Consider the following 24,955-nt stretch of genomic DNA (forward strand, 5'->3'; position numbering starts at 1 on the left):
CATGTTGTTAAGACGTATCTCCCTTTCAACGACGTTATCCGTACTTAGTGGCTTTTTAGCATTTGTTGCTATCGCCTCTATTACAGTAGGTCCAATGAGCATTAGTTTCACTGACAGTTTGCGTAGCCTAACAGGAAGCAGTTCTGATCTCGCTCCTCACATTCAGTTGGTGATTAATGAGATCCGATTACCTCGCACCATTTTATGTATGTTCATCGGGGCTATTTTGGCGATTTGTGGCGTGGTTATGCAGGGCCTATTCCGTAACCCGCTGGCCGAGCCCGGCATCATTGGCGTGTTCGCTGGCGCTGCTCTTGGTGGTGCATTCGCTATTGTTGTATTTGCTGAGTTTAGCCAAAACTATCCTCAATTGATGAGCTTAGCTGCGCTGCCTCTTTTTGCTTTCCTAGGAGGTGCGTTGACGACCATTCTCGTTTATAAACTCGGCACAAGTAAATTTGGTACCTCAGTTACGATTATGTTGTTAGCTGGTGTTGCCATCAGCGCGCTTTCAGGAGCGGCGATCGGTTACATGAATTTTATTGCTGATGATCAGATGCTACGAGACTTGACGCTTTGGTCGATGGGCTCATTAGCTGGTGCAAATTGGTCAGGGATTGCTCTATCTGCTGTAACACTCGTCATCCTATTACTCTGGTTCCAGAAGAAGTCGATGGCGCTGAATGCTCTTCTGCTAGGGGAATCAGAAGCAAGACACTTGGGAGTTCCGGTCCAAAAACTCAAACGACAGCTTATTTTGCTCTCTGCATTGGGGGTTGGTATTACGGTGAGTATTAGTGGTGCAATTGGTTTTATTGGGCTCGTGATTCCTCACTTAGGACGCATGCTAGCAGGCCCCGACCATCGAACGCAACTGCCAATCTCTGCACTCATGGGAGCGCTGCTTCTTACCGCTGCTGATATGTTTGCTCGTATTGCCGTGGCACCAGCAGAATTACCCGTCGGTATCGTGACCGCCTTGATCGGTGCGCCCTTCTTCATCTACTTATTGTTCCAGCAGAAAGGGAAGATTTTGTAATGAACCAGATCGTTTTATCGGGTAAAAACATTTCGATGAAATTTGGCAAGCGCGTTGTTCTCGATGACATCAATATTGATATCCGAGCTGGTGAAGTGACCGCCCTACTCGGCCCCAACGGTGCGGGCAAAAGTACTTTGCTCAAGCTTCTGTGTGGTGAAATCTCTTCAAATCATGACATCGCCTACTTCGGTAAACAAAAGCATGATTGGGAGCCTGAAAAAAGCGCAAAACACATTGCGATGCTTCCACAGCACAGTACGTTGACCTTCCCATTTCTAGCCAGAGAAGTGGTCGAATTAGGCGCGATTCCGCTATCGCTGTCCAATAAAGAAACCACTAAGTTAGCTTTACACTACATGGAACAAACCGGTGTAATGCATTTGGCAGAAAGCCTCTACCCATCTTTATCTGGTGGCGAAAAGCAACGATTACATCTAGCACGCGTGATAACACAGCTACACCAATCTGGCGAGGAACGAATCTTGATGCTTGATGAACCAACCTCTGCCTTAGATCTCGCCCACCAACACAACACGTTAAAGATTGCTCGTGAGGCCGCGAAAACACAGAACGCCGCAGTCGTTGTCGTGTTACATGACTTGAATTTAGCCTCCCAGTACGCAGACCGACTTGTACTTTTACATAACGGAAAACTGGTTTGTGATGACACACCTTGGAATGCACTGACGCCAGAGCGCATTGAGCACGTTTATGGCTACCGCTCCATCGTGACAAAACATCCAACTTTAGACTTTCCTCAAGTTCACGCCGCCGCTTAGCGTGTCTCTCTTCTGAGCCGTCTCTTCTGCTTTCCAAACGACAAAGGCCCGCAATAATCATATTGCGGGCCTTTGCTTTGATATTTAATCGAATCTTGGGCTCAAAAGAGCGGCGAGAAAATTACTGTGTTCTGCCTTGGCTTTACAACCAAAGCAGCAAACAAGTGTTCATCTAGCGCTCTCAATTGCGATTACTTACTCATTTGGATCAATGAACGACCAATCAACCACTCGAGCTCTTTGTCACCACCTGCGCCAAACTGGCTTTCAACCATTTTGTATAAACGGTCAATACCGTTAGCAGCAAATTCTTGCGCATTTTCGGCCGTGACAATGTGATGGAATAGCAGTCGTAAAATCGCGAGGAACTCAGCATCTTCCAGTGCTTTAATCCAACTTTGTGAAAATGCACTTAGCCCTTTATCAAACTCTAGGTGTTCAACAAACATTTTAAAGATACGGCCATCCAGTGCGGCGGTGAAGTCCGTTTTCTTAGGGAAGTGATGGCTAATACCGGTACGAGATATACCTGTCTGCTGACTTAGAGTCGTGTACGACATTTTGTCGTAACCTAGTCTTAGTAGCTGATCAACAACGGCATCCATGATCTTTTGGATAGTGATTTCGGTATCTTCTTTACTACGCTTTGGCATATTTTAAGCTCTTCTCTTTGTAAATCCATCTAACTCACTATTAAATGAGGCCAGAATGAAATCATTCTTAGCATTATACCCAAGTTGCCCAAGGCACTTCGTTAAGCGAAACCTAAAAATTGAACCGCTAACACCTGCGCATTAAGGCCATTTGGATATATGTACTGCGACTACTTAATATAAAGTTAAGTTCCAAATCATAACGTCTTTACACTGCGTAATGTGCAAGTTGCAGTTATGTTTTTGTCAATACATGCTACTCAAAATAAGGCGAAAAGTTAGTCTCATCAAAACCTTGCGCCATTTATTCATCGAAACTATTCAAAGACCAAGAATGATAATTATTAAAAATAATCAATCAAGAAATAGTCTTATAAATTGTCCATTAGTTCAACTGGGCTGAGCGAAATCTCGTCACTATGTTCGTTAATTGATTTTAAATGTTGATATATATCACATTAACGTTCTTGATGATTTAGTAATCCAATCTTTAACCCTTACTTAATAAGCGCCTATTCTGTTCTTTTTTTATTCAAAACTCGTCATTTTTGTAGATACAGATCAAATACCTGATAGAATACCCTTAGTATTTACAAGAGGATTCGTTATGAGTGTCGAATTAGAAAAAAACAAGTATGTGAAGCTTGCGGCTGCGCAGGCGAGATTGGCTTCATCATCAAAGAAGGTGACGAAGTTGCCGACGTAACGGTTTTCGCACAGACAAAAACAGAGCTAGAGTCTGAACTACAAAAATACATTGAGCTCGCTAAATCAGTATGTGCTGATGTTGAATACAATGTTTCTGAAATAACAGAAGAGTCGAACCAAGCGACGGCTCGATTCAAATTTGAAGTAAGTGCTGAAAAGCTTATCTTTGAATTAAAAACTCGCTCACTCGCGCGTTAATGGAAAAAGCGAGCTCTGTGCTCGCTTTTTTATTTTTCCGTTATCCTAATATTAAACAGACCGTTTTTTGGCGTTTATTTATCTTTTTTGAATACCACCCACTTTAACGAACCATTCGTTTCAAAATCGTTCTCAGCTGTACACATCAGTAATACACCCTCAACATTAATCACGGCTCCGGTGGTGTAGGCTTTATCATCGTAGTAACAGATACGCTGACCTACCTTGCCGTCAGCGACCACCAGCGCTTTGCTTTCTGGCGTACTGTATGATTTAGCAAAAGCGGCCCCAGATAGTAGTACTGCTACAACACCAGCGGCAAAAATAGACACTCTTTTTAACTTCATGAAAATCTCCCTCAGACGCTCATGATACTAACAAGGACGCTTGTTCAGTTCTTGGCAGAACCTCATATTCTTCATATCTCTACTGATATTTTTCTTACATTTACTTTTAAATAAACTATATAATCAATCACTTAATCATTCCCTAACTTGCACACTGGAGCAACTCGGCATCGTGAGAGCGTGTATGCTTTAAGATAAAGCCCTAATTTGAAGTTCTTGGGCTAAAATCAAAAACTGTTAACAAAGTATGCATAATGAGTCTATTTAAGTATAAGATGAGCACTTAAGATCTTTATGTTTAACTAAGTCTCTGGCTATGCGTTTTGTTTCCCTTTTCCTTACCTTGATGCTGCTCTGCTTCCCATCTTTCGCATATGAGCTAGATTACTACTCTAAGTTTGGTCACACCGATAATTACGGTAATCTTGATCTACGAAACAAACCTTACACCCAACTACCTTCTGGGTTAGTGGTCCAAGGCAACTTAAATATCTCGCAAACCCCGATCAAAAAGCTGCCTAAGGGGCTTGATGTTGGAGGCAGTTTAGAAGCAACCAACAGCGCACTCAGAACCATTCGCTCAGGTACAAAGATAAAAGGTTATGCGAATCTACTGGGTAGTAAGATCGAAAGCTGGCCTAGGGGCATCAAACTCGGCGGTTATCTGAACTTGACGGATACACCATTAAAAACGCTCCCAGCTAAACTTCGAGTCAAAGGCGACTTAAGTGTTATTCGCACTCCTATCTCTGCTCTTCCTGAAGGATTGGTGGTTGATGGTAACCTTTATATAGGAGGATCCGCGCTACAAGTATTTCCAGACACGATGACGGTGAAAGGGAATGTCTTTTTAGGTGGTAACAAGATCACCAAGTGGCCTAGCAATTTAACCCTTGGCGGGGCTGTTGCACCTTAAAAAGCAGACAAGAAAAAGCCCCGGTAAACCGAGGCTTTAAGACGTTCATAATCCATCAAGTTCAGTGATGAATATTACTCTTGATTGTTCACTGGGTTGGCATAGCTCGCCACCAAATAAGGTCTTGCCCCTTCAGGTAACTGCTCCAATTTATCCGCGAGGTGACGCTTCACCGCCTCTGTGATGATGCTTGAATCTTCGCGTCCAGCAGCTAGCAAGTTGATTGGGTACAACTTGTAGTTGTTGTGAATTTGGCGGTCGATTTCGCCGGCAAGAGATTCTGGCGTTTCAAACTCTTGATCAATCACATCACCAAACGCGACATGCACACGGCCTTTATAACCAATGATGCCCTGAATGATGCTTTCGATATCTTCAAATTCACCTTTTTCATAACGGCCATTTTCTGCTTTTTCGTACAGCTCTTTTGCTTTGGCAATGTCACATGGATCATTTTCATAGGCAATCGAGACAGGAACGATTTTCAAAGAACGCGTGTATTCACCAAAGCTGATCTTCTGCTTGCGGCCTTCAACATGGAACATTTTTAAAATCGCAGGATCAGTAAAATCGTTTCCATCTTTGGCACGACCTTCCTTTTGGGCAATCCAAATTGAATTACCGGTATCAAGCGAGTGTTTAATGTAGCTCGACAGTTGTCCTAATGCTTTCATCATTTCTCTAGGCGCCTTAGCAGAGCGCTTAACGATGAAGCTTTTATTGAGTCGCATCAATTCAGTCGCACATGGCTTCTTCAGCAGGTTGTCACCAATCGCAATACGAACTGTACGGTGCCCACTTTGGTACAAGCCATAGTTTACTAGCGCAGGGTCCATCGCAATATCACGGTGGTTAGAAACGAATAAGTACGACGTGTTTTTATCCAGCTTATCCAAACCAGAAAAAGTGACGCCATCCGTTGTCTTACTCAATGTATCTTTCAGATACTTCTTCACTTCAATCTGAATCGCTTCTACTGAATCAAGCTTGCTCCATTTAGCTTTCAGGTAGATGCGCAGGATCGGGCTCATTAGCGTTTTAAACCACGCTGCTTTATTAGCAAAGCGATGATCGAGAATAGCAGTGATAAATTCATCATCTTGGATTAGACGATCCAGCGCTGCTGGAATTTCTTCGTCATTGTAAGGACGAATTTCAATATAAGGATCGGTATTGGCAGTCATTGTTCATTACATATCAAAAAAAGCTGGCACATTTTACGCATAGTTTTGCTGACAAGCAGCATTTCAACCCATACTTTTAACATGGTCATACCAGTTAGGCTACAATTTCTCATGCTAAAAAATTCTCTCAGCTGGTTGGAATCGTATAGGTTTAACGTTACCCTTAGCGCCAAAAAACACTGGTACTCATAATGAACTACGCAATTGAATTTCACGACGCTAAATACCCCTTTCTTGAAGTAGCTGCGCGCAAAAAAGCACTGAAGCACAGTCTGCTGTCTGTCGTCGAAGGGTTAGCCGTCATTAAATTGGGTAAGCAGGAGTATGCCATTGAACCAGGCCAATATTTTTGGATTCCTCAAGGATGTTTGAGCTCCCTCACCTTTTTACCTAATTCTCGTGTATATCGTTGTGATTTTTCTGTGCGTTTAAATGATGACTTCTCACAACAAGCAGGGTTTGTGAAACCTTCACCGCTGCTAAAAGCCCTCGTCGAGAAACTAGCAACAACAGCCGAGCGCTCAGATCTGCAAACCGATCTGCTGACGGTAGTAAGACATGAAGTATTGACTCTCTCTCCTAAACTAGCGCACTCAACGTTAACAAAAACCATCAATCAGTGGACGCCTGGTTGTGACATGGACATTTCTAAAGAGCTGTGCTTGGTACTCACACTCCGTGAAGCAAGAAAAATGAAGCTGTCGGGACAGAAAGAAGAGCAGATTGTCGATACGCTTTTTGCGGGTAACACAGAAGAATATGAGCAACTTTGCTTTTTGGTCTTTGGAGAATCGCTATAAGTCGCACTCTAACGAGCCATCTTTTCAGTATTACGCAGAGTAACGCGCGCAGAAAATAGAGACTCAGATAAAAATAAAAAGGGCGTACATGGATGATGTACGCCCTTTTTATGTTCGCTCAAGGTGACTAGAAGGGAACTTCAATCTGCATCATCCAGTCAGCGTCGTAATATTCGTGCCAACGATAATCAAATCGCATTCTTGGCTGTCCGTCGGATTTATCACCAAAACCCACGCTAAACATCAGGCCATGACTACGGAGCCACTCTTCTGTGTCCATTTTGCTCTCTTCGTCTCGGAGCTCTTCCGGCATCCAAAAACCAAGCCCAAAATAATTCTTTTCTAGATTTTGGGTTAGGAGTGGTGTGTCTTCCGGCTTAATCGCCCACTCTTCCCAATAGTTTTCTGTTGGCCCTTCGAATTTCGCTTCCGCAGCATACCAAATCAACGCATCCGTACTTAATACGCCAATGGAATCTAAAATTTCTTCACAGATAGGAAGGGTGTTATCTTCAAACACAACAGAACGATCAGAAAAATAGTTACACGCAGAATGAGCTTGTGTGACCACAAGCAGCGCACATGCACTAAATACGGCTAATCTGACCATGAAAATCTGACCTCTCAGTTCCCAGATAATGTTTCTTTGTATAAGCCTTCGTTAAGCAACAATTCACAAACGGACGGGGTTGTGTAGGCGTTTATGTCTTCACCCGTAACCAATGCGTTACGTATATCCGTGCTTCTGACTTTTACTTTTTCAGGGCACGCCATAACAGTCCAACGTTCCATAATCTCGTCTGCTCTACTAAATTTAGCAAATTTGAAGAAATTATCAGGACCTATGACAAAAGTTATATCGGCTGTTGGGTAGATTTCTTGAATTTTTTCTAACAACGCATAGGTTGTCACACTTTGTCCGGGTTGGTATAAAGCTTGCTCTGCATCAGAACGCTGAACATTAGAAAGCCCCATATCTTTGATGAATGCATCAACCATTTTGCACCGAGTTGGGTAATCGAGCATATTCTTGCCCCAAGCGTGTGCAATGCTAGGTTCAAGTAGCACAAGGTCAAAGTGGCTCAATGACTCAATAACACTTTTATGCCCTAAACTAGGTGGGTTAAATGCACTACCAAAAATGGCGATTTTTTTCATATCCGGTGATTACCTGGTTGAAGAGAGTTTTCTAATCTGATGATTTCGGTATGATACTACTAATCTTTACAGCTTTTGACCCTAAAGTCGTGTTTATCAGTCTCAATTGCATGGTTTATCACCATTTGAGCAAGCGGGCTTTGGTGTCTGAAATATTTGCAGGAAAAGGAACCCTAAATGGAACAATCCATCCGTGATGAAATGCGTGTACTCCCTTCAATTGATCCGCATTTTGAAATTGAACGCCGTATTGCTTTTATTAAGCGTAAGCTACAAGAAGCAGGTTGTAAGTCACTCGTGCTTGGCATTAGTGGCGGTGTTGACTCAACCACGTTAGGTCGCCTTGCCCAGCTTGCAGTAGAACAATTGAATGCGGAATCTGGTACTGACAAATATCAGTTTATCGCAGTACGTCTGCCTTACGGTGAGCAAAAAGATGAAGATGAAGCGCAACTGGCACTCTCTTTCATCAAGCCAACACACTCTGTGTCTGTGAACATTAAAGATGGTGTTGACGGTTTGCATGCGGCGACTGATACCGCATTGCAAGGGACGGGCCTGCTTCCGACTGAAGCCGACAAAATTGATTTCGTAAAAGGTAACGTAAAAGCGCGAGCTCGTATGATTGCACAATATGAAATCGCTGGTTACGTTGGCGGCTTAGTATTGGGAACAGACCACTCAGCAGAGAACATCACCGGTTTTTACACTAAGTTTGGTGACGGCGCGTGCGACCTTGCCCCTCTATTTGGTTTAAGCAAACGTCAAGTCCGCGAGTTGGCTGCAACATTAGGCGCACCAGAACTACTTGTTAAGAAAGTACCAACGGCAGATCTAGAAGAACTAGAGCCGCAAAAAGCAGATGAAGATGCTCTGAACTTAACTTATGAACAGATCGATGACTTCTTAGAAGGCAAACCCGTTCCGCAGCAAGTGAGTGATCGTCTGGTAGCGATTTACAAAGCAACGCAGCACAAACGTCAGCCAATCCCGACGATTTACGACTAAGCGATATTTTCCGTTCACTTTTAAACTCAAAACGCTGCTAAAGTTAGCAGCGTTTTTATTGAGAACCGGGGAGCCTTCTCGCTTAGTTTGTTACCGTCACGTCCGTCTCTGGAACAGCACAACACGCCAATACGGTTCCCATCGCACGTTCCTCATCTGTCAACGCAGGCACGTCCGGATGATGTACTTGACCCGACGTAAGCTGAACCTTACACGCTCCGCATAAGCCAGCACGGCAGCTATTGCTAACAACCTTCCCTGCGTCTTCAAGCTGATCTAACAACGTTTTCTGATTATTCCCTACAACTTTCGTCCCATTAAAATCGATCGCTATGCTCTTCTCTGGTCTTGAAGTGACTGAAGATACGCCAAACGCTTCTTGATGGTAGTTTTCTTCTGGCAGCCCTTTTCTTAGTAGGAGATTTTTCGCTTTCTCCATAAAACCATCAGGACCACACACAAACACTTGGCGCTGTTCAATATCTTTGATTTGCTTAATGTGTGACAAACTTAAACGCCCTTTTAACCCAAACCAATCAACGGCAGGCTGCGTCAAGCAGATTTTCACTTCTAACCCCGGGTGCTTACGCTTTAACTGCTCCAACTCAGAGCGACAAGGAATATCATTTTCGGTACGACATTGATGGTAGAAAACCACGTTCTCCAACTGATTGTGATCCGCTAAGTAACGTACCATCGATAGCATTGGTGTTACTCCACTGCCTGCAGAGAGTAACAATAGAGGCTGCGCTTCATGAGTTTTTAGGTGGAACTGGCCATCAGGTTGTTCTGCCTCTAAAACATCACCGACTTGTAAATTGTCTAAGAGCGAATTAGAGACTCTTCCACCTGCAATACGCTTAACAGAAATAGCATAGCGACCCGGACGAGACGGACTGGATGATAGCGTATAGCGTCGACCTACTTTCTTACCATCAATATTCACTTCTATTGGCAGGTGTTGTCCTGGCAAGTAATTAGGTAAAGAACCTTTGTTTGGTTCTAACCATAAGGTCACGAAGTCTTGGGCGATTTCTTCACGCTCAACACATGTTAACGTCATGCGCACTGGCGAGTTATCTGCGTAAAACTCCGGCTCTTTGTACTCCAATACTTCAACTTTATCGCCTTGACGAATAATGCCTTCATTTCGCGCGACAAGATTCTGGCCAAAGAACACACCACCGACATCGTTTGCACGGAACTGTTGCAAGGTTTTGAGCGGCTCTTTGCTCTCACGGAATGTGCCTCTTTGGGTATTCACCGTAGTCAGGATACAGCGCTCGCAAGGTTTGAGAGACTCAAACTCTACCTCACCGATTCGTATGCGCTTCCATGAATCTTCTTCAAACGGCTTGGTATCAGAGACAACTAAGTTAGTACGAAACTGATCCATTGAATGTAGCTCTGAACTTCTTCGGTTCAGCTCATCAAGTGAAGCTTGGCTGATCACTAAAACCGGATAACCATCAGCAAAACTGACGTTTTGACCTAGCTTTTCACGGACACGATTCGATTGCTCACCACTAAACAACAACTCAACGCGCTGCCCCAACACACGACTAAACCAGTCATCTGCATCATCTGTCGTGGTATAGGCAGTAAACGTATCTTTCCAAACCGTTGCAGGTGTCTCCTGCATTTTGAAATCTTGGTAACGGATTTTAAGCGGCTCCATCCCCAAACTGCTAAACACCACTCCATCGGACAATAAGGCGGACTTAATGGTTACCATTTGCGGATACTTTCTCGCGGTAATCATAGCGCCATCAGCTTTCGCAATCATAAAACGACGATCGAAGCTCAATCCTTGCTTCTCAACCCATACTGACGACAGCGATAATCCGCCAACTGACTTAACCGGAAAAACATTAATTTGGGACAAAATGGGTTGCGACATAGCCTTCTTCCTACAGGGTGTTTTTTATTTGTTGCAGTATTGTATACCCAAATCACATTAAGGTGCAGAGTCTATTGCCGCTTCATCCAACTCAATTTTTTCTGAATGCTATTCTTATAAATTTGGTTTGAGCGACAAGTATTTACTACACTCAACATTCGCGTTTTTTAACATCGTTCTGACCAAATACCGTTTGATAAAGTGTGATACGGCACACATAATTCATCTGAGTTATCACTGCCCCCATTTATTGATTTGGAGCTTAATTATGGATACAAGAAAACTGGTTCTGATTTTGTTATGTATCTTTCTTCCGCCTGTCGCGGTGTTTATGGAGAAAGGTCTAAATAAAGACTTTTTGATTAACCTAATCTTGACGTGTTTCTTCTTTCTACCAGGTACGATCCACGCGCTTTGGTTAACAATGAAGTAATCACTTACACTCTCACTCTGTAGAAAAGTGAAAAATGGGATGAAATGTGAGGGCAATTCCTCTATCATCCTGTCGCCTAAGCGCAAGCGTTTGCTCAAAAGCAAATACGGCGCTTGGGCTCCAATCAGACAACTTTTCAATGGTGGGAGCAATTAATGACAACACTGACAATCACTCGTCCTGACGACTGGCACGTTCACTTACGCGATGGGGAAGTTCTTAAAGACACCGTTCGCGACATCAGCCGCTACAATGGCCGTGCGCTGATCATGCCAAATACCGTCCCACCAGTTACTACAACTGAGCTCGCCCTAGCCTACCGTGACCGAATTCTAAAAGAGCAACATGGCGAGCAGTTTGAACCTTTGATGGCGCTTTACCTCACAGACAACACCACACCAGATGAAATACGTAAGGCTAAAGCCACCGGAAACATTGTTGCTGCCAAGCTTTATCCTGCAGGCGCTACCACAAACTCAGATTCCGGTGTGACCAATGCGAAGAACATTTACCACGTTCTCGAAGCGATGGAAGAAGTCGGAATGTTACTTTTGGTTCATGGCGAAGTAACACATCACGATGTTGATATCTTCGACCGAGAGAAAGAATTCCTTGATACTGTCCTCGCTCCCATCGTCAATGACTTCCCTAATCTTAAAATCGTTCTAGAACACATCACCACTGCCGACGCAGCAGACTTCGTTAATAACGCCTCAGATAACGTAGCTGCTACCATCACTGCTCACCACCTTCTTTTCAACCGTAACCATATGCTTGTGGGTGGTATTAAGCCTCATTTCTACTGTTTGCCAATTCTTAAGCGCAGCACCCACCAGCAAGCGCTGATCGAAGCTGCAACCAGTGGTAGCAAGAAGTTCTTCCTAGGTACCGACTCTGCGCCACATGCGAAAGGGGCAAAAGAGTCAGCTTGCGGTTGTGCTGGTTCTTACACCGCACACGCAGCGCTAGAGCTTTATGCAGAAGTATTCGAGAATGAAGGCAAGCTGGAAAACTTGGAAGCGTTTGCAAGCTTCAATGGTCCTGATTTTTACGGCATTGCGCGCAACACAGATACGGTAACGTTAGAAAAATCCGCTTGGGATGTGCCGGAAACGATGCCATTTGGCAATGATATCGTTGTGCCTATTCGAGCAAATGAACAGATCGAATGGAAAGTGAAGTAAGTACTTTATTGACGTTCCATCCATAAAAGAGGGTCATGCCTTTCTGTGAAAAGAAGTCATGACCCTTGTTGTTCTCGTCTTGTTTTGGGCTGTGATTACTAGTGGCCGCGAATTTTTTCTACAGCTGTCCACACAGCAACCACAATCAACCCCGCCACAAAACCGATAATACCGTTAAGCAAAATAGGCAGAATCGCTGTAGCAACCGAATGACCACTAAAGTTCATAATAATCGGCTCTACAAAGTGATGAATGACAGGCACGTTGTGCACTACAATCCCCCCACCGACTAAAAACATCGCGGCAGTACCCACAATCGTTAACAACTTCATCAGCTTTGGTGCAAAAGCAACTAAAGCACTGCCGACTTTCGCCATCCAGCCCTTACCTTTTGAGCGAATTTCAAGGTAGAAGCCCAAGTCATCCAATTTCACGATGCCTGCTACTAAGCCATAAACACCAATGGTCATGATGACTGCAATTAAGCTCACCACTAAGATTTGCGTCACAAGGCTCGCCCCAGTCACGGTACCCAACGCAATCACAATGATTTCCGCTGAAAGAATAAAGTCCGTTCGAATCGCACCAGCAACTTTGCGTTTTTCATACTCTTCTATCGACTCGCCAGTATTAACTAACTCTTCTTTTTCTTCGTGCGGATGGGAGTGAGGGAATACTTTCTCAAGCACCTTTTCTGCCCCTTCAAAGCAGAGAAACAAGCCGCCAATTAGCAATAGTGGCATGATAAGCCATGGAATAATCGCGCTAATTAGCAATGCTGAAGGAACTAAAATCAATTTGTTTTTGAACGAGCCTTTCGCAACCGCCCAAACCACTGGAATTTCTCGCTCAGATGCAACACCAGACACTTGTTGAGCGTTTAACGCTAGGTCATCACCCAACACACCTGCGGTTTTCTTTGCCGCCATTTTCGACATTAAGGCGACATCGTCGAGTACCGTGGCAATATCATCCAACAGTGTGAGTAAACTTGCTCCAGCCATTTTTTGTCTCTTATATGAAATTGAGTAAGTAACAGAATGTAACACCAATAAATCACTCATCAAAGTGATGATTTTGCAAAGAATACTATCCCAAATGGTGTTTTATATTGCCGTTAAGATAAGACAGGTCTAGTCTTGTGGTACCTTTCAGTAGTCAAAAGAAAAAGTATAGATGAAAAGTGGATACATTTACCCAATCGGTACCCCTGGCCAACCTTGGAGCGAAGAAGAACGTAAAACCTGGTTAGCAACGCAAGAAGTAAAACGTAGCTACCAAGATGAAGTCGTCAGTAAAATCGATGCTCTACGCGAGCGTTTTGATGTTGAACAATATGGTGCGCTCTCATACAACGAGGCACGTTTCCCTCTGTTTTGTATCAAAACACGCAATTGGGATTCAACGAAACCTATTGTGTTGGTCACAGGCGGCGTACACGGTTATGAAACCAGCGGTGTACATGGCGCTTTAAAGTTTGTAGAAACAGAGGCAGAGCGCTACGCAGAGCATTTCAATATTGTCGTTGCACCTTGCGTGAGCCCTTGGGGTTACGAGGTGATCAACCGCTGGAATCCAAACGCGATTGATCCAAACCGCTCTTTCTATAAGGATAGCCCCGCCGAAGAATCCGCCAACCTCATGAAGCTCGTTGCGACATTAGGCGATGTATTAATGCACATTGATTTGCACGAGACGACAGACTCCGATGAAACAGAGTTCCGTCCTGCGCTTGCCGCTCGTGATGGCATTGAGTACATCGAGGGCATGATCCCAGACGGTTTTTACACAGTTGGAGATAGTGAAAACCCTCAACCCGAGTTTCAAAAAGCGGTGATTGAATCGGTTGCGAAAGTGACTCACATTGCACCTGCAGATGAAAATGGCGAAATCATTGGTTCACCAGTCGTACAGTTTGGCGTTATCAACTACCCAATGGTGAAGCTGGGTCTGTGTGGCGGCGTAACAAATTGCGTTTACGGCACGACAACGGAAGTGTACCCAGACAGCCCAACGGTGACCGACGAAGAGTGCAACGATGCGCAAGTTGCAGCCGTGGTCGGTGGTCTGAATTACGTTCTGGCTCAGTTATAATAAGCGGTTCTTATATTGCTCCGGTGTCATGCCGGAGTATTTCTTGAACATCGCGATAAAAGGGCTGGCTTGGTTATAACCTAACGTTAGCGCGACTTCTTTCACGGTCTGCCCTTTACGCAACAACTCCATAGAATGCAAATAACGCACACGTAAACGCCACTCAGTAAAGCTCATGCCCAACTCACTCTGACAGTGTCTCGCCAACGTGCGTTCTGTGGTATGCACTTTTTCCGCCCACTCCGCCAAACTGATCTCATCCGTCGGCGATTCTTCTACTGCTTTTAAGATCGGTTCAAGATACTTGTTATCGGTCGTTGGTAAAAAGTGGTGTTCCACTTCTTGCTTTGCGAGCTGGTCCAATAACACCTGGACCAAGCGCTTGTCTTCATCACTTTGCGCCACGTTAATGTCTCGTTGGCGAAAGTCCTCAATAATGGACGACACGATTGGAGTCACTTTGATCAGACTCGTTTTGGTAGGAAAGTGCGCCGTCAATTCAGGGGCAATGTTCAAAGAACAATATTCGATAGGTTTACGGTTGTAACTAGTATGACGGATTCCAGCAGGAACCCAAATTGCAAGATGTGGAGGCGCTAGAAATCTTGTATCTTCTGCATCCATCTCTAGGATCCCACCGCTGATCAGCTGCACTTGCCCCCAAGGATGGCTATGAATTCGCGTTTCTGTATTAGAGAGAAAGGCTTCAAAATTCATAAATACATCCGATGGTGCGCGGTCGATTGATAATGAGGGATGAAGATTTCTAGCGCTCTTTTTCAAAATTGTCTTCCTATCGCTTACGATGTCTTTTAAGAGATACTTTTTATTATAAAGACCTGCCAGACTAGCGCCATCAATAATTGTGCTATAGGGTTCTCATGATTTATTTACTTCCGTTTTTCACCGTTATGATTTGGGGTGGTAACTCAATTGTGAATAAGATGGCAGCAAGCGCCATTGAACCAAGTGCGATGAGTTTCTATCGTTGGTTTGTCGCAATGGTACTTCTAACTCCATTTTGTCTGCCTGCGATCATCAAACAACGACACATTATTCGACCTTACTTAACTAAGCTGGCATTTCTTGCGTTACTTGGCATGGTGCTCAACCAATCACTTGGCTACTACGCTGGTTTAACGACAACGGCTTCCAACATGGCACTGATTACCTCTTTGGTTCCTTTGATCAGTGTGTTTTTAAGTGTTCCTCTGTTAGGCAAGTCTGTATCAATGTTAAGTATCGTCGGTGGTGTGATTTCGCTCGGCGGCTTGGCGTTTATGCTTGGTCATGGTGATATCACCTACTTTTTACATCAAGACATGACCCAAGGTGATAGCCTTATGCTGATTGCAGCCATGGTATACGCGGCTTATTGCGTGCTGCTAAAACGCTGGAAGATGCCTTTCAGTAGTTTGACTCTGGTTTACATGCAAGGCTTCTTCTCGGTTGTGATGCTTACACCACTTTGGCTATCTAGTGAGCAACTGTTACCAAGCCAAGACGCGCTACCATTAATCGCCTATGCTGGCATTGCGGCTTCCATTTTTGCGCCGTTAATGTGGGTGAAAGCGATCGATTCAATTGGCGCTGATTCAAGTGCCATGTTCATGAACTTAATGCCCGTGGTTTCTGTCGTACTTGCTTCAACGTTGATTGGTGAGAAAATTTACGCTTACCACATTATTGGCGGACTGTTAGTCATCTCTGGCGTTATCCTGTCGCAAATAAAAATACGACACAGAAAGCCATTGCCCAATTCCGAGATTGCCTCCACCGCCAATTAATCCCAGTTCCCCAAGCCACAGAACTACGCTGTGGCTTTTTGTTTTTAGCGTTCGAATAAAAGTTAATATTTTGTTTCATTCTCTATTCCCGAAAATTCATCTTGCTGCTAAATTGGGAAAACAATAACCCATCAAGGAAAGACAGATGAGCAGTGGTCAAAGAGACATTACCCTTCGCTTTTTAGCAGAACCCAGTGACGTCAATTTCGGCGGAAAAGTGCACGGCGGCGCCGTAATGAAATGGATCGACTTAGCAGCCTACGCCTGCTCTGCAGCGTGGAGTGGCAAGTATTGCATTACTGCATACGCAGGTGGTATTCGTTTTGTTGCGCCGATTCATGTCGGCAACTTAGTCGAAGTTAGCGCGAAAGTCATTTATACCGGACGAAGCTCAATGCACATCGCGATTGACGTGCAAGCCAGTGACCCAAAGCAAATGAAAAACAGACTCACCACTCACTGTATCGTTATCATGGTTGCTGTAGATGAAAACGGAAAACCAACCGATGTACCGAAATGGATTCCAGAGTCAGATGAAGACAAAGCCTTAGAGCAATCCGCTATCCGTCTTATGAACATGCGTAAAGAGATTGGGGAAGAAATGGAAGCGCACGTAAAGTATCTCAAGTAACCTACCTCCGTTAAGAACGCTATTGACTACCTCAACGTTACTTATAACCAGAGTGTGGAGCAACATCATGGTTTTGCCATTTGCTTCACACTCGGCCTCCTCTGTCATAAATCCTTCACCTAGCTTTGCTTAAATCCATCCACTATTTTGGAGTTGGATAGAGTTTGGATCTTGAGACTAAAAGAAACGACCTTAAGTGAAGAGACGTTGACCAATTTAAAAGCGGTCGAGTACCAGTGGGTAAGAACCATGTACGTCGAGGGGTATAACGAAACAGAAATTAACCATTACATTCAAACCTGCTTTGGCGGTGATGTCACCTTTGCAAATTTATTTCGTCGCGTCGCACTACAGCAAGAAAGCTTATACACGCTGCTTCAATACGTTGGATGTGCCCCCTCCAGTCGAGAGTTTTAATCCTTACCTACCTCAATTTTACTGATACCTGAACTCAGGTTATTTATGTGAAGTGCTACGCAGGGCATTCTCCTAGCCCTGTGTAATCCATTGCAAAGCAGCTAATCTTTACCTGCTTATTGAACAACTGTATTTAACAGGTATAAAAAAACCTGAGTCAAAACTCAGGTTATGGTTACAAAAACTGTTAGTGATTGAATCGTAAGGAACTAAGCTAACAGCCAGCTATGCGTAACGCCAATAAAAGCCAAGATATTACTGATCGGCGGCCAAACCAAAATTGTAATATCCGTGCTACGTATAAGGGCGACCATGTGGTCGCCCTTTTCTAGTTATTCTTATCAATCTCAGACCACAAGAGATTATCCTTTCACACCACCAGCGGTTAGACCACCAACCAACCAGCGTTGAGCAAGTAAGAATACGGCAGTGATTGGCACTGCTGAAAGTACAGCAGCTGCTGCAAAGTCACCCCACAAGTAGTTTTGTGGATATAGGTATTGCTGCATACCCACTGCAAGTGTGTACGAGTCTACATCAGAAAGTAGTAGTGATGCTACAGGAACTTCACCAATTACCATGATGAACGACAAGATGAATACTACCGCTAGGATTGGCACAGACAATGGAAGCAATACCAAACGGAATGCTTGCCATGGTGTCGCACCATCCAGTGCCGCCGCTTCTTCTAACGAAGAGTCAATACTTTCGAAGTAGCCTTTAATCGTCCAAACGTGCAGGGCGATACCACCTAAATAAGCGAAGATCAGGCCACCGTGCGTGTTCAAACCAAGGAAAGGAATGTACTGACCCAATTTGTCGAACAACGCGTATAGAGCAACCAATGCCAATACCGCAGGGAACATTTGGAAGATCATCATCGCTTTTAGGATAGTGTTCTTACCTTTGAACTTCATACGAGCAAACGCATAAGCTGATGTGGTTGATAGCGCCACGATTAGGATTGCAGAAATACCACCCACTTTTACTGAGTTCCACAGCCATGTCATGACTGGGAATGGTGGCGGTGTAACTGTACCGTCTGGGTTAGTCACCGAGAAACCTAATGCCAATTTCCAGTGATCAAGCGTTGGGTTGTCTGGGATCAGACTACCCGTTGCAAAGTTACCTTCACGGAATGAAATCGCGATGATCATCAGTAAAGGGAAAATAATCAGTGCCAAGAATGCCCACATCGCAATATGAGTAGCCCAAACACGATACTTTAATGACTTACCTTGTACCATTGCCATTGTAATCTCTCCTTAGTCCTGAGCTACTTTAGTTACGCGTAGGTTGATAAGTGCCAATGCGCCAACCAATAGGAAGATAAGTGTTGCTACTGCACTTGCTAGACCGAAGTCTTGACCGCCCGCACCTTCGAATGCGATTCGGTAGGTGTAACTTACCAATAGGTCTGTGTAACCCGCAGGTTCTGACGTACCAATCATGTTTGGACCACCGCCTGTCAACAACTGGATAAGCACGAAGTTGTTGAAGTTGAAGGCAAAGCTCGCAATCAACAGCGGTGTTAACGGCTTCAACATCATTGGTAGCGTGATACGAGTAAAGTTAGTAATAAAGTTCGCACCATCAATTGCTGACGCTTCATATAAATCATCAGGAATCGCTTTTAGTAGACCCATACATAGAATCATCATGTAAGGGAAACCAAGCCACGTGTTCACAATCAGGATCATGGTTTTCGCCATGAACGGGTCTGAGAACCAAGCAGGGCTAATACCGAACAAACCTTCCAGAAGCATGTTGATCTCACCAAAGCTTTGGTTAAACAAACCTTTAAAGATCAAGATAGAAATAAACGCCGGTACCGCATAAGGCAGAATCAGTAAGAGTCGGTAAACCGAACGGCCTTTTAATGCTTCCCACTGAACAACACTTGCTAGAACAAGACCAATTACAAGCGTAAATAGTACGGTGAGTGCTGAGAACACAATCGTCCAGATAAAGATACTGATAAACGGCTCTTTGATACCATCATCTTTCCACACACGCTCAAAGTTGTGTGTGCCAATGTTCACCACAAAGCCAGGAGACACTGTGCTACCAACAAACTGACCGTTTTCATCGACAGGTTGGTAGTAACCTACTTCCATATTTGGACGTAACGTCTCTTCAGTACGATTGTTGTAAAGCGTTTCGCCGTCTTCTTGCAGCGTGTACAAAGGCACAACTGCCGCAAACTTACGTAACCCGCTCATGCGGATGTCTTCGCCGCTCGGCAGATGCAAATCAACACTGCTCAACGTATTACGGCTCTTAACAATCGTCTTGATTGATTCTTTCTCGCCCGTAGCTTCTTCAATTGGCGATAGGTCAAGATCCGATGCTGAAAGGCTATCTAGCTGAAAAGTGGGCGTAGCAAGTAGCTCACCATCTTTTTCAACCACAAGCTGATGTCCTTGATCCGTTTTATATAAAGTGAACGGGTAGCTATCACCACTTTGATAAGTTCTGTCCAAAAGTACGCTCTGCGCACGATCAAAAGAGAGTTGGTTTTTCGCGCTGTAGTTGGTAAACGCCAAACCTATGGTGTACGCCAGAGGGAAAAGAATGAAAAGGATCATCCCTGCGATACCAGGGTAGATGTAACGGTGTGCGTACGTCTTTTTACTACCAAAGATGAACAACGCTAAAGCGGTAAGAATGATCGTAAGTAGTGCAAACGCAATCTCACCGCGTGAATACATAAGGATTGTTGCGTAGCCATTGATAATGCCGACTGTGCCTAAAAGTGACCATTTCATGAACACTTTTTTGCTGCTCGGAAGGCTGGCTTCTGGTGCTGTCATAGCATTTGTACCTTGAACTGACTGCATAGGGAACCTGCTAGCGAATATAGAATAAATATAGAAAAGTAAGGAGGAGTTGCCCCCTCCTTAAAAAGGTCTTACTTAATTATTTAGTCATTTGTTTTTCTGCGTCTGCCAATGCTGCATCGACAGTTTGACGACCATCAACTACGTTGATGATTGCGTTCTTAGCCGCGCCCCAGAATGCGTTCATTTGAGGAATGTTTGGCATAATTTCGCCATTCATCGCGTTGTCCATTGTCGCAGCGATACGAGTATCTGAATCTAGTTCACGTTGGAACGAGTTAAGCGCTACCGCACCTAGAGGCTTATCGTTGTTAACCATACGTAGGCCGTCGTTTGTTAGTAGGTAGTTCTCAATGAATTCAACCGCTAGGTCTTTGTTTGGAGACGCAGTGCTGATACCAGCCGTTAAAACACCAACGAATGGCTTAGAAGATTGACCTTGGAACTTAGGTAGCGTAGTCACGCCGTAGTTAACGCCAGACTTCTCGATGTTGCCCCAAGACCATGGACCGTTGATCGTCATCGCTGTTTTGCCTTGGTTGAATGCAGACTCAGATACTGAGTAGTCCATATCTGCAGAGATTACGCCTTTGTCTACCAAGCCTTTGACGAAGCTCATTGCGTCTTTAACGCCTTCTTTCGCGATACCAGCGTCTTTAACATCGTAACCTTCAGAAGTGTATTTGAACGCGTAGCCGCCATCAGCAGCCATTAGTGGCCAAGTGAAGTACGGTTCTTTTAGGTTCCACATGATTGCAGACTTGCCGTCTTTTTTAAGTTTTGCATCTAGCGCTGCAACTTCTTCCCAAGACTTTGGTGGGTTTGGAACTAGGTCTTTGTTGTAGATTAGAGATAGAGACTCAACCGCAACTGGGTAGCCGATCAATTTGCCGTCGTAACGTACTGCATCCCAAGCGAAATCAACAATACCTTCTTGAATGTTCTTAGAAGGTTTAATTTCTGCTAGCAGGCCAGCTTCTGCGTAACCACCGAAACGGTCGTGAGCCCAGAATACGATGTCAGGACCGTCACCAGTCGCTGCAGTTTGAGGGAATTTGTCTTGAAGGCCATCTGGGTGAGCCACTGTCACTTTAATGCCAGTGTCTTCTTCGAATTTTTTACCAACTTCAGCAAGGCCGTTGTAACCTTTGTCGCCGTTGATCCAGATAGTAAGTTGTCCTTCTTCGATGGCAGCATTAGCACCAAAAGAACCCAAAGCAACAAGAGTACCTAGTGCTACAGCGCTTAACTTTTTCATGTTCGTATCCTTTTTATATTTTTGATGTAGGGCTAGTCCATTGAGGTTCAGCCGTATTTCGACATATATCATCTGAAATAATCCAATATGTCTCATCCTCCTAATCCCTACGCCCTTACAATTATGACGTATTTTCGTGATCTAAATCGCCAAGGGTAAGAGACTCAAATCACAAAACGGATACTTCCTGTGATCGGTTTCAACTTTAGGTGGTGCAATAATGTGATTTCCGACCAACTGCTTTATTCCTCCTCCTTTTTTACTCCTCCCTACCTACTCCCCCTACAATTATTTCTATTAGGAGGATGTCGCACCTCGCACAATCTTACAAACTTCAGTCATCCAAGAGTGGATGGTAAGAACCCTTTCCCAGCAGTGCCTACGTATTAGGAAAAAGATTTGCTGGTTTTGCATTGCCAGACGAGTGGAATGTCATTATTGGTGTTGTTTGTGGTAATTATTTCACGGGGGAGACAACACGAATAATGTGGGGGAGAGAAACTCGTACTTGGCTATGATGGGTAGCACTTCTATTCAGGACATTTTATTGAAGTGCTACCCTACTTTTCTTACCAACCGCAATAACTTACCGATTCCTACTGTTACTGCTCGCTAGATAATTCATATAATGATGAGCGGTGAATAATAAAAAATTGATCGAGGACGAGCTACATGGCGAGTGTCACGTTAAAAAATGTTTGTAAAGCGTATGGCGACGTACTGATTTCTAAGAACGTAGACCTAACAATCAACGAAGGTGAATTTGTTGTTTTCGTAGGTCCATCAGGTTGTGGTAAATCTACCCTTTTACGTTGTATTGCCGGTCTTGAAGACATTACTTCAGGTGATTTGTATATTGGTGACCAGCGCATGAATGACGTCGAACCATCCAAACGTGGTGTTGGTATGGTATTCCAGTCTTACGCTCTTTACCCACACCTTAACTTATATGACAACATGTCATTTGGCTTAAAATTAGCAAAAGCAGACAAAGCAGAAATCGACAAACGTGTTGAACAGGCTGCAGAAATCCTACAACTAGGCCACTTACTTGAACGCCAACCAAAAGCGCTTTCAGGTGGTCAGCGTCAACGTGTGGCTATCGGTCGAACACTGGTATCGCAACCTAATGTATTCCTTCTGGATGAACCACTATCAAACTTGGATGCCGCACTGCGTGTAAACATGCGTGCGCAAATCACTAAGCTACAACGTCAACTTGGTTGTACCATGATCTACGTAACGCACGATCAGGTAGAAGCAATGACAATGGCAGATAAAATCGTTGTACTAGACGGCGGTTATGTATCGCAAGTTGGTAAGCCGCTTGAGCTTTACCATTACCCACAAAACCGCTTTGTAGCAGGCTTTATCGGCTCTCCGAAAATGAACTTCATGAGCGTATTCATTGATGAAGTAGAAGCAGAGCGCGTCAAAGTTCAACTATCTAATGGTGTATCTTTCTGGATTCCAGTGGATGGCACGACTGTTAACCGTGGCGACCGCATGTCTTTAGGCATTCGCCCTGAGCACCTATTATCCGCTTCTGAAGCTGATGCAAGCATTCACGGTGAAGTGATGATTGTTGAGAAGCTAGGTAACGAAACTCAAGTATACCTAAACCTAGAAGGTGCGGACGCGGACGTTATTTTCCGTCAGCCTGACACGCTCGCAGTCGATACCGGCGATAAAATCGAGATTGGTATTCCAGCACACCGTTGTCACCTGTTCCACAGTGATGGTCGTGCATGCCGCCGCCTATACAAAGAAAACGGCGTAGAAGTCGAATAATTCATTCGTCCTGATTCACAATAAATCCCTCTCACTTGAGAGGGATTTTTTTATCCTAATAAATATAAGTAATTCGATACTAAATCATTAATCGTTAACGAATAAGATCACCCGTTTCTTCTACCTTTACATAAACCATTGTCTTTGTACTGATACTTCATTTTTAATACTTTTCCTCATCCCTCATGAGTAAGTACCAGCTTTTTCCTAACCCGCCAAACTTAGCCAAAGGTCTAAATTTCATTCTTATTTCCACTTACCTCAACAACGCAAATTTTTACACTTATCAACGAAATTACACGTGACAAAAAACTCAGAAGCATTCAACAGAATGCTCTGTTCACCAACTACTAATAACGCTCACGACACGGCAATTGGGGGAGACACCCAAGGGCGGTAGCGTGTAAGAAGGGAAACTGAGTCATGAAACAAAAAGGACTTATCCGCTCTCACGAGATGGAGTTCGCTTTTTTATATCGCATCTCAGATCTTGCTGTCATCGTCTCTTTTATGCTGCTTTTAGTGTTCAAAGACATGAATACTGCGATGGGGAAAGATTACGTCATACTAGCTTTTGTTGGAGGCATCTCCTTTCTATTTATGGCAGAAAGCGGCAACCTGTACCGCTCCTGGCGAACCAGTTCGTTTAAAGAGCAGATGATTATTGTCTGTGTGGCCTGGGCAGTAACTTCCGCGCTTATCTTTATTGTTCTGTATTTTTCGGAAGTCTATGACTTATTTGATAACACTATTCTGGCATTGTGGTTTGCGATTACGCCCGCTCTACTTTTGGCATGGCGAGTGACATTCCGTACCGGATTAGCCTATTTAAGAAAAAAGGATTCAACACTCGTACTGCGATCATCATCGGCCAAACTCCTCACGGCATTACCCTTGCTAACGAAATTCAAAACCACACTGAACACGGTGTACTTTTTGATGGCTTTTACGATGAGCGTTCTTCCGACAGATTGCCAAATTCTGCTTACCCTATTAAAGGGGCAGTTGACCACGCTCTTGAGCGAGCCAAAAAAGGAGAAGTGGATTACGTCTATATCGCAATGCCAATGCACGCAAAAGAACGTATTGCATCGCTTCTTAACCAATTCTCAGACACCACCGCAAATACGTATCTGATTCCCGACTTCTTTACCTATAACCTTTTGCATTCTCGTTGGGCGCAAATCGGCCAAGTTCAAACGCTCAGCGTATTTGATACGCCATTTGCTGGAATTTCTTCCTGGGTAAAACGGTTTGAAGACATCTTGTTTTCGAGCATTATTTTAGCCTTGATTTCTCCAGTCCTGCTCACAATTGCGATTGGCATTAAGCTGACCTCTAAAGGTCCGGTCATTTTTAAACAGCATCGTTACGGCCTCGATGGACGCAAGATTGAAGTCTGGAAATTCCGTTCAATGACCACTATGGATCAAGGCCCTCACGTGAAACAGGCGACAAAGAACGACCCACGCATTACGCCTTTTGGTGGTTTTCTGCGTCGTACCTCTTTGGACGAACTGCCTCAATTTATCAATGTACTGCAAGGGACCATGTCTATTGTTGGTCCACGTCCTCATGCCGTGGCACACAATGAAGAGTATCGCCAGATTGTTGACCGCTACATGCTACGTCACAAAGTAAAACCAGGCATTACTGGCTGGGCGCAAATTAATGGCTATCGCGGCGAAACAGACACCTTAGAAAAAATGGAAAAGAGAGTCGAGTTTGATTTGGATTACATCCACCACTGGTCAGTTTGGATGGACATCAAAATCATCTTCATGACCGTATTCAAAGGGTTCACTGGTGCTAACGCTTACTAAGGTT

General features: G+C 44.2%; 23 protein-coding genes and 2 pseudogenes. 14 read left to right on the forward strand and 11 right to left on the reverse strand.

All coding sequences use genetic code 11. From position 1 onward, the window contains the following. Position 1: 1 nt before the first annotated feature. Positions 2–1,039: a FecCD family ABC transporter permease gene (locus tag P4S59_RS23050; protein WP_337169130.1), complete on the forward strand. Its 1,038-nt coding sequence runs from the start codon at positions 2–4 to the stop codon at positions 1,037–1,039. Then, positions 1,039–1,821 (forward strand): heme ABC transporter ATP-binding protein, encoded by a 783-nt coding sequence (locus P4S59_RS23055; RefSeq protein WP_337169131.1) that lies wholly within the window; start codon positions 1,039–1,041, stop codon positions 1,819–1,821. The genes P4S59_RS23050 and P4S59_RS23055 overlap by 1 nt, the downstream gene beginning before the upstream one ends. A gap of 191 nt (positions 1,822–2,012) precedes the next feature. On the opposite strand, the gene P4S59_RS23060 is transcribed toward P4S59_RS23055, so the two are convergent. Next, the gene (locus P4S59_RS23060) at positions 2,013–2,474 is read right to left on the reverse strand and encodes a TetR/AcrR family transcriptional regulator (protein WP_337169132.1); all 462 of its coding nucleotides are present in this window, start codon (positions 2,472–2,474) and stop codon (positions 2,013–2,015) included. Positions 2,475–3,081: 607 nt separating this feature from the next. Between P4S59_RS23060 and P4S59_RS23065 the strand changes: the two are divergent. Further along, positions 3,082–3,380 (forward strand): annotated as a pseudogene (locus P4S59_RS23065) (YfcZ/YiiS family protein). A gap of 74 nt (positions 3,381–3,454) precedes the next feature. Here P4S59_RS23065 and P4S59_RS23070 read toward each other — a convergent pair. Next, positions 3,455–3,727, reverse strand: coding sequence for a YnjH family protein (locus P4S59_RS23070; protein WP_006742199.1), 273 nt, complete (start codon positions 3,725–3,727; stop codon positions 3,455–3,457). Positions 3,728–4,043: 316 nt separating this feature from the next. Here P4S59_RS23070 and P4S59_RS23075 point away from each other — a divergent pair, with 316 nt between their 5' ends. After that, entirely contained in the window at positions 4,044–4,643 is a 600-nt protein-coding gene (locus P4S59_RS23075) for a hypothetical protein (RefSeq protein WP_337169133.1), read from the forward strand. Between the two features lie 74 nt (positions 4,644–4,717). Here the strand turns inward: P4S59_RS23075 and P4S59_RS23080 are convergent, their stop codons facing one another. Continuing rightward, positions 4,718–5,827 carry a 1-acyl-sn-glycerol-3-phosphate acyltransferase gene (locus P4S59_RS23080; protein WP_337169134.1) on the reverse strand — a complete coding sequence of 370 codons (1,110 nt, stop codon included), beginning with the start codon at positions 5,825–5,827 and terminating at the stop codon, positions 4,718–4,720. 191 nt (positions 5,828–6,018) lie between these two features. Here P4S59_RS23080 and P4S59_RS23085 point away from each other — a divergent pair, with 191 nt between their 5' ends. Next, complete coding sequence (locus P4S59_RS23085; RefSeq protein WP_203342767.1) at positions 6,019–6,627, forward strand: AraC family transcriptional regulator; 609 nt, start codon at positions 6,019–6,021, stop codon at positions 6,625–6,627. A gap of 127 nt (positions 6,628–6,754) precedes the next feature. Here P4S59_RS23085 and P4S59_RS23090 read toward each other — a convergent pair whose 3' ends face one another. Both P4S59_RS23090 and P4S59_RS23095 read right to left on the reverse strand, forming a co-directional pair. Next, positions 6,755–7,237 (reverse strand): hypothetical protein, encoded by a 483-nt coding sequence (locus P4S59_RS23090; protein WP_006742203.1) that lies wholly within the window; start codon positions 7,235–7,237, stop codon positions 6,755–6,757. Between the two features lie 14 nt (positions 7,238–7,251). After that, entirely contained in the window at positions 7,252–7,785 is a 534-nt protein-coding gene (locus P4S59_RS23095; RefSeq protein ID WP_104973047.1) for a nicotinate-nicotinamide nucleotide adenylyltransferase, read from the reverse strand. Between the two features lie 177 nt (positions 7,786–7,962). On the opposite strand from P4S59_RS23095, the gene nadE reads away from it, so the two are divergent. Then, the gene (nadE, locus tag P4S59_RS23100) at positions 7,963–8,793 is read left to right on the forward strand and encodes an ammonia-dependent NAD(+) synthetase (RefSeq protein WP_006742205.1); all 831 of its coding nucleotides are present in this window, start codon (positions 7,963–7,965) and stop codon (positions 8,791–8,793) included. An 82-nt stretch (positions 8,794–8,875) separates the two neighbouring features. On the opposite strand, the gene P4S59_RS23105 is transcribed toward nadE, so the two are convergent. Further along, positions 8,876–10,693 carry a hybrid-cluster NAD(P)-dependent oxidoreductase gene (locus tag P4S59_RS23105; protein ID WP_104973048.1) on the reverse strand — a complete coding sequence of 606 codons (1,818 nt, stop codon included), beginning with the start codon at positions 10,691–10,693 and terminating at the stop codon, positions 8,876–8,878. A 268-nt stretch (positions 10,694–10,961) separates the two neighbouring features. Between P4S59_RS23105 and P4S59_RS23110 the strand changes: the two genes are divergently transcribed. Both P4S59_RS23110 and pyrC read left to right on the forward strand, forming a co-directional pair. Then, on the forward strand, positions 10,962–11,126 hold the full coding sequence (locus P4S59_RS23110; RefSeq protein ID WP_005375297.1) for a YqaE/Pmp3 family membrane protein: 165 nt from the start codon (positions 10,962–10,964) through the stop codon (positions 11,124–11,126). Between the two features lie 155 nt (positions 11,127–11,281). Beyond that, positions 11,282–12,310, forward strand: coding sequence for a dihydroorotase (gene pyrC / locus P4S59_RS23115; protein WP_257887347.1), 1,029 nt, complete (start codon positions 11,282–11,284; stop codon positions 12,308–12,310). 98 nt (positions 12,311–12,408) lie between these two features. Here pyrC and P4S59_RS23120 read toward each other — a convergent pair whose 3' ends face one another. After that, a complete protein-coding gene (locus tag P4S59_RS23120) occupies positions 12,409–13,314 on the reverse strand; it encodes a DUF808 domain-containing protein (protein ID WP_337169135.1) in 906 nt (301 codons plus the stop codon). A 172-nt stretch (positions 13,315–13,486) separates the two neighbouring features. Between P4S59_RS23120 and P4S59_RS23125 the strand changes: the two genes are divergently transcribed. Further along, positions 13,487–14,404: a M14 family metallopeptidase gene (locus P4S59_RS23125; protein ID WP_337169136.1), complete on the forward strand. Its 918-nt coding sequence runs from the start codon at positions 13,487–13,489 to the stop codon at positions 14,402–14,404. On the opposite strand, the gene P4S59_RS23130 is transcribed toward P4S59_RS23125, so the two are convergent. Further along, on the reverse strand, positions 14,399–15,187 hold the full coding sequence (locus tag P4S59_RS23130; protein ID WP_048625321.1) for an AraC family transcriptional regulator: 789 nt from the start codon (positions 15,185–15,187) through the stop codon (positions 14,399–14,401). The genes P4S59_RS23125 and P4S59_RS23130 overlap by 6 nt on opposite strands. Before the next feature lie 98 nt (positions 15,188–15,285). On the opposite strand from P4S59_RS23130, the gene P4S59_RS23135 reads away from it, so the two are divergent. The 3 genes from P4S59_RS23135 (at position 15,286) to P4S59_RS23145 (ending at position 17,239) form a co-directional block, all read left to right on the forward strand. Next, positions 15,286–16,191 (forward strand): DMT family transporter, encoded by a 906-nt coding sequence (locus P4S59_RS23135; protein WP_074189861.1) that lies wholly within the window; start codon positions 15,286–15,288, stop codon positions 16,189–16,191. A gap of 145 nt (positions 16,192–16,336) precedes the next feature. Continuing rightward, entirely contained in the window at positions 16,337–16,822 is a 486-nt protein-coding gene (locus P4S59_RS23140) for an acyl-CoA thioesterase (RefSeq protein WP_005375279.1), read from the forward strand. 171 nt (positions 16,823–16,993) lie between these two features. Then, positions 16,994–17,239 (forward strand): hypothetical protein, encoded by a 246-nt coding sequence (locus tag P4S59_RS23145; RefSeq protein WP_005375277.1) that lies wholly within the window; start codon positions 16,994–16,996, stop codon positions 17,237–17,239. A gap of 362 nt (positions 17,240–17,601) precedes the next feature. Here the strand turns inward: P4S59_RS23145 and malG are convergent, their stop codons facing one another. The 3 genes from malG to malE form a co-directional block, all read right to left on the reverse strand. After that, entirely contained in the window at positions 17,602–18,492 is an 891-nt protein-coding gene (gene malG / locus P4S59_RS23150) for a maltose ABC transporter permease MalG (protein WP_005375275.1), read from the reverse strand. 12 nt (positions 18,493–18,504) lie between these two features. Next, entirely contained in the window at positions 18,505–20,079 is a 1,575-nt protein-coding gene (gene malF, locus P4S59_RS23155) for a maltose ABC transporter permease MalF (RefSeq protein ID WP_031780258.1), read from the reverse strand. Between the two features lie 79 nt (positions 20,080–20,158). Beyond that, positions 20,159–21,337: a maltose/maltodextrin ABC transporter substrate-binding protein MalE gene (gene malE, locus P4S59_RS23160; protein WP_005375272.1), complete on the reverse strand. Its 1,179-nt coding sequence runs from the start codon at positions 21,335–21,337 to the stop codon at positions 20,159–20,161. Positions 21,338–22,009: 672 nt separating this feature from the next. On the opposite strand from malE, the gene malK reads away from it, so the two are divergent. Together malK and P4S59_RS23170 are read left to right on the forward strand one after the other, a co-directional pair. Further along, positions 22,010–23,128 (forward strand): maltose/maltodextrin ABC transporter ATP-binding protein MalK, encoded by a 1,119-nt coding sequence (malK, locus tag P4S59_RS23165; protein ID WP_005375271.1) that lies wholly within the window; start codon positions 22,010–22,012, stop codon positions 23,126–23,128. Positions 23,129–23,551: 423 nt separating this feature from the next. After that, positions 23,552–24,951, forward strand: a pseudogene (locus tag P4S59_RS23170) (undecaprenyl-phosphate glucose phosphotransferase). Positions 24,952–24,955 lie beyond the last annotated feature (4 nt).

The sequence above is a fragment of the Vibrio sp. M60_M70 genome, assembly GCF_037162085.1.
GTDB lineage: Bacteria > Pseudomonadota > Gammaproteobacteria > Enterobacterales > Vibrionaceae > Vibrio > Vibrio diabolicus.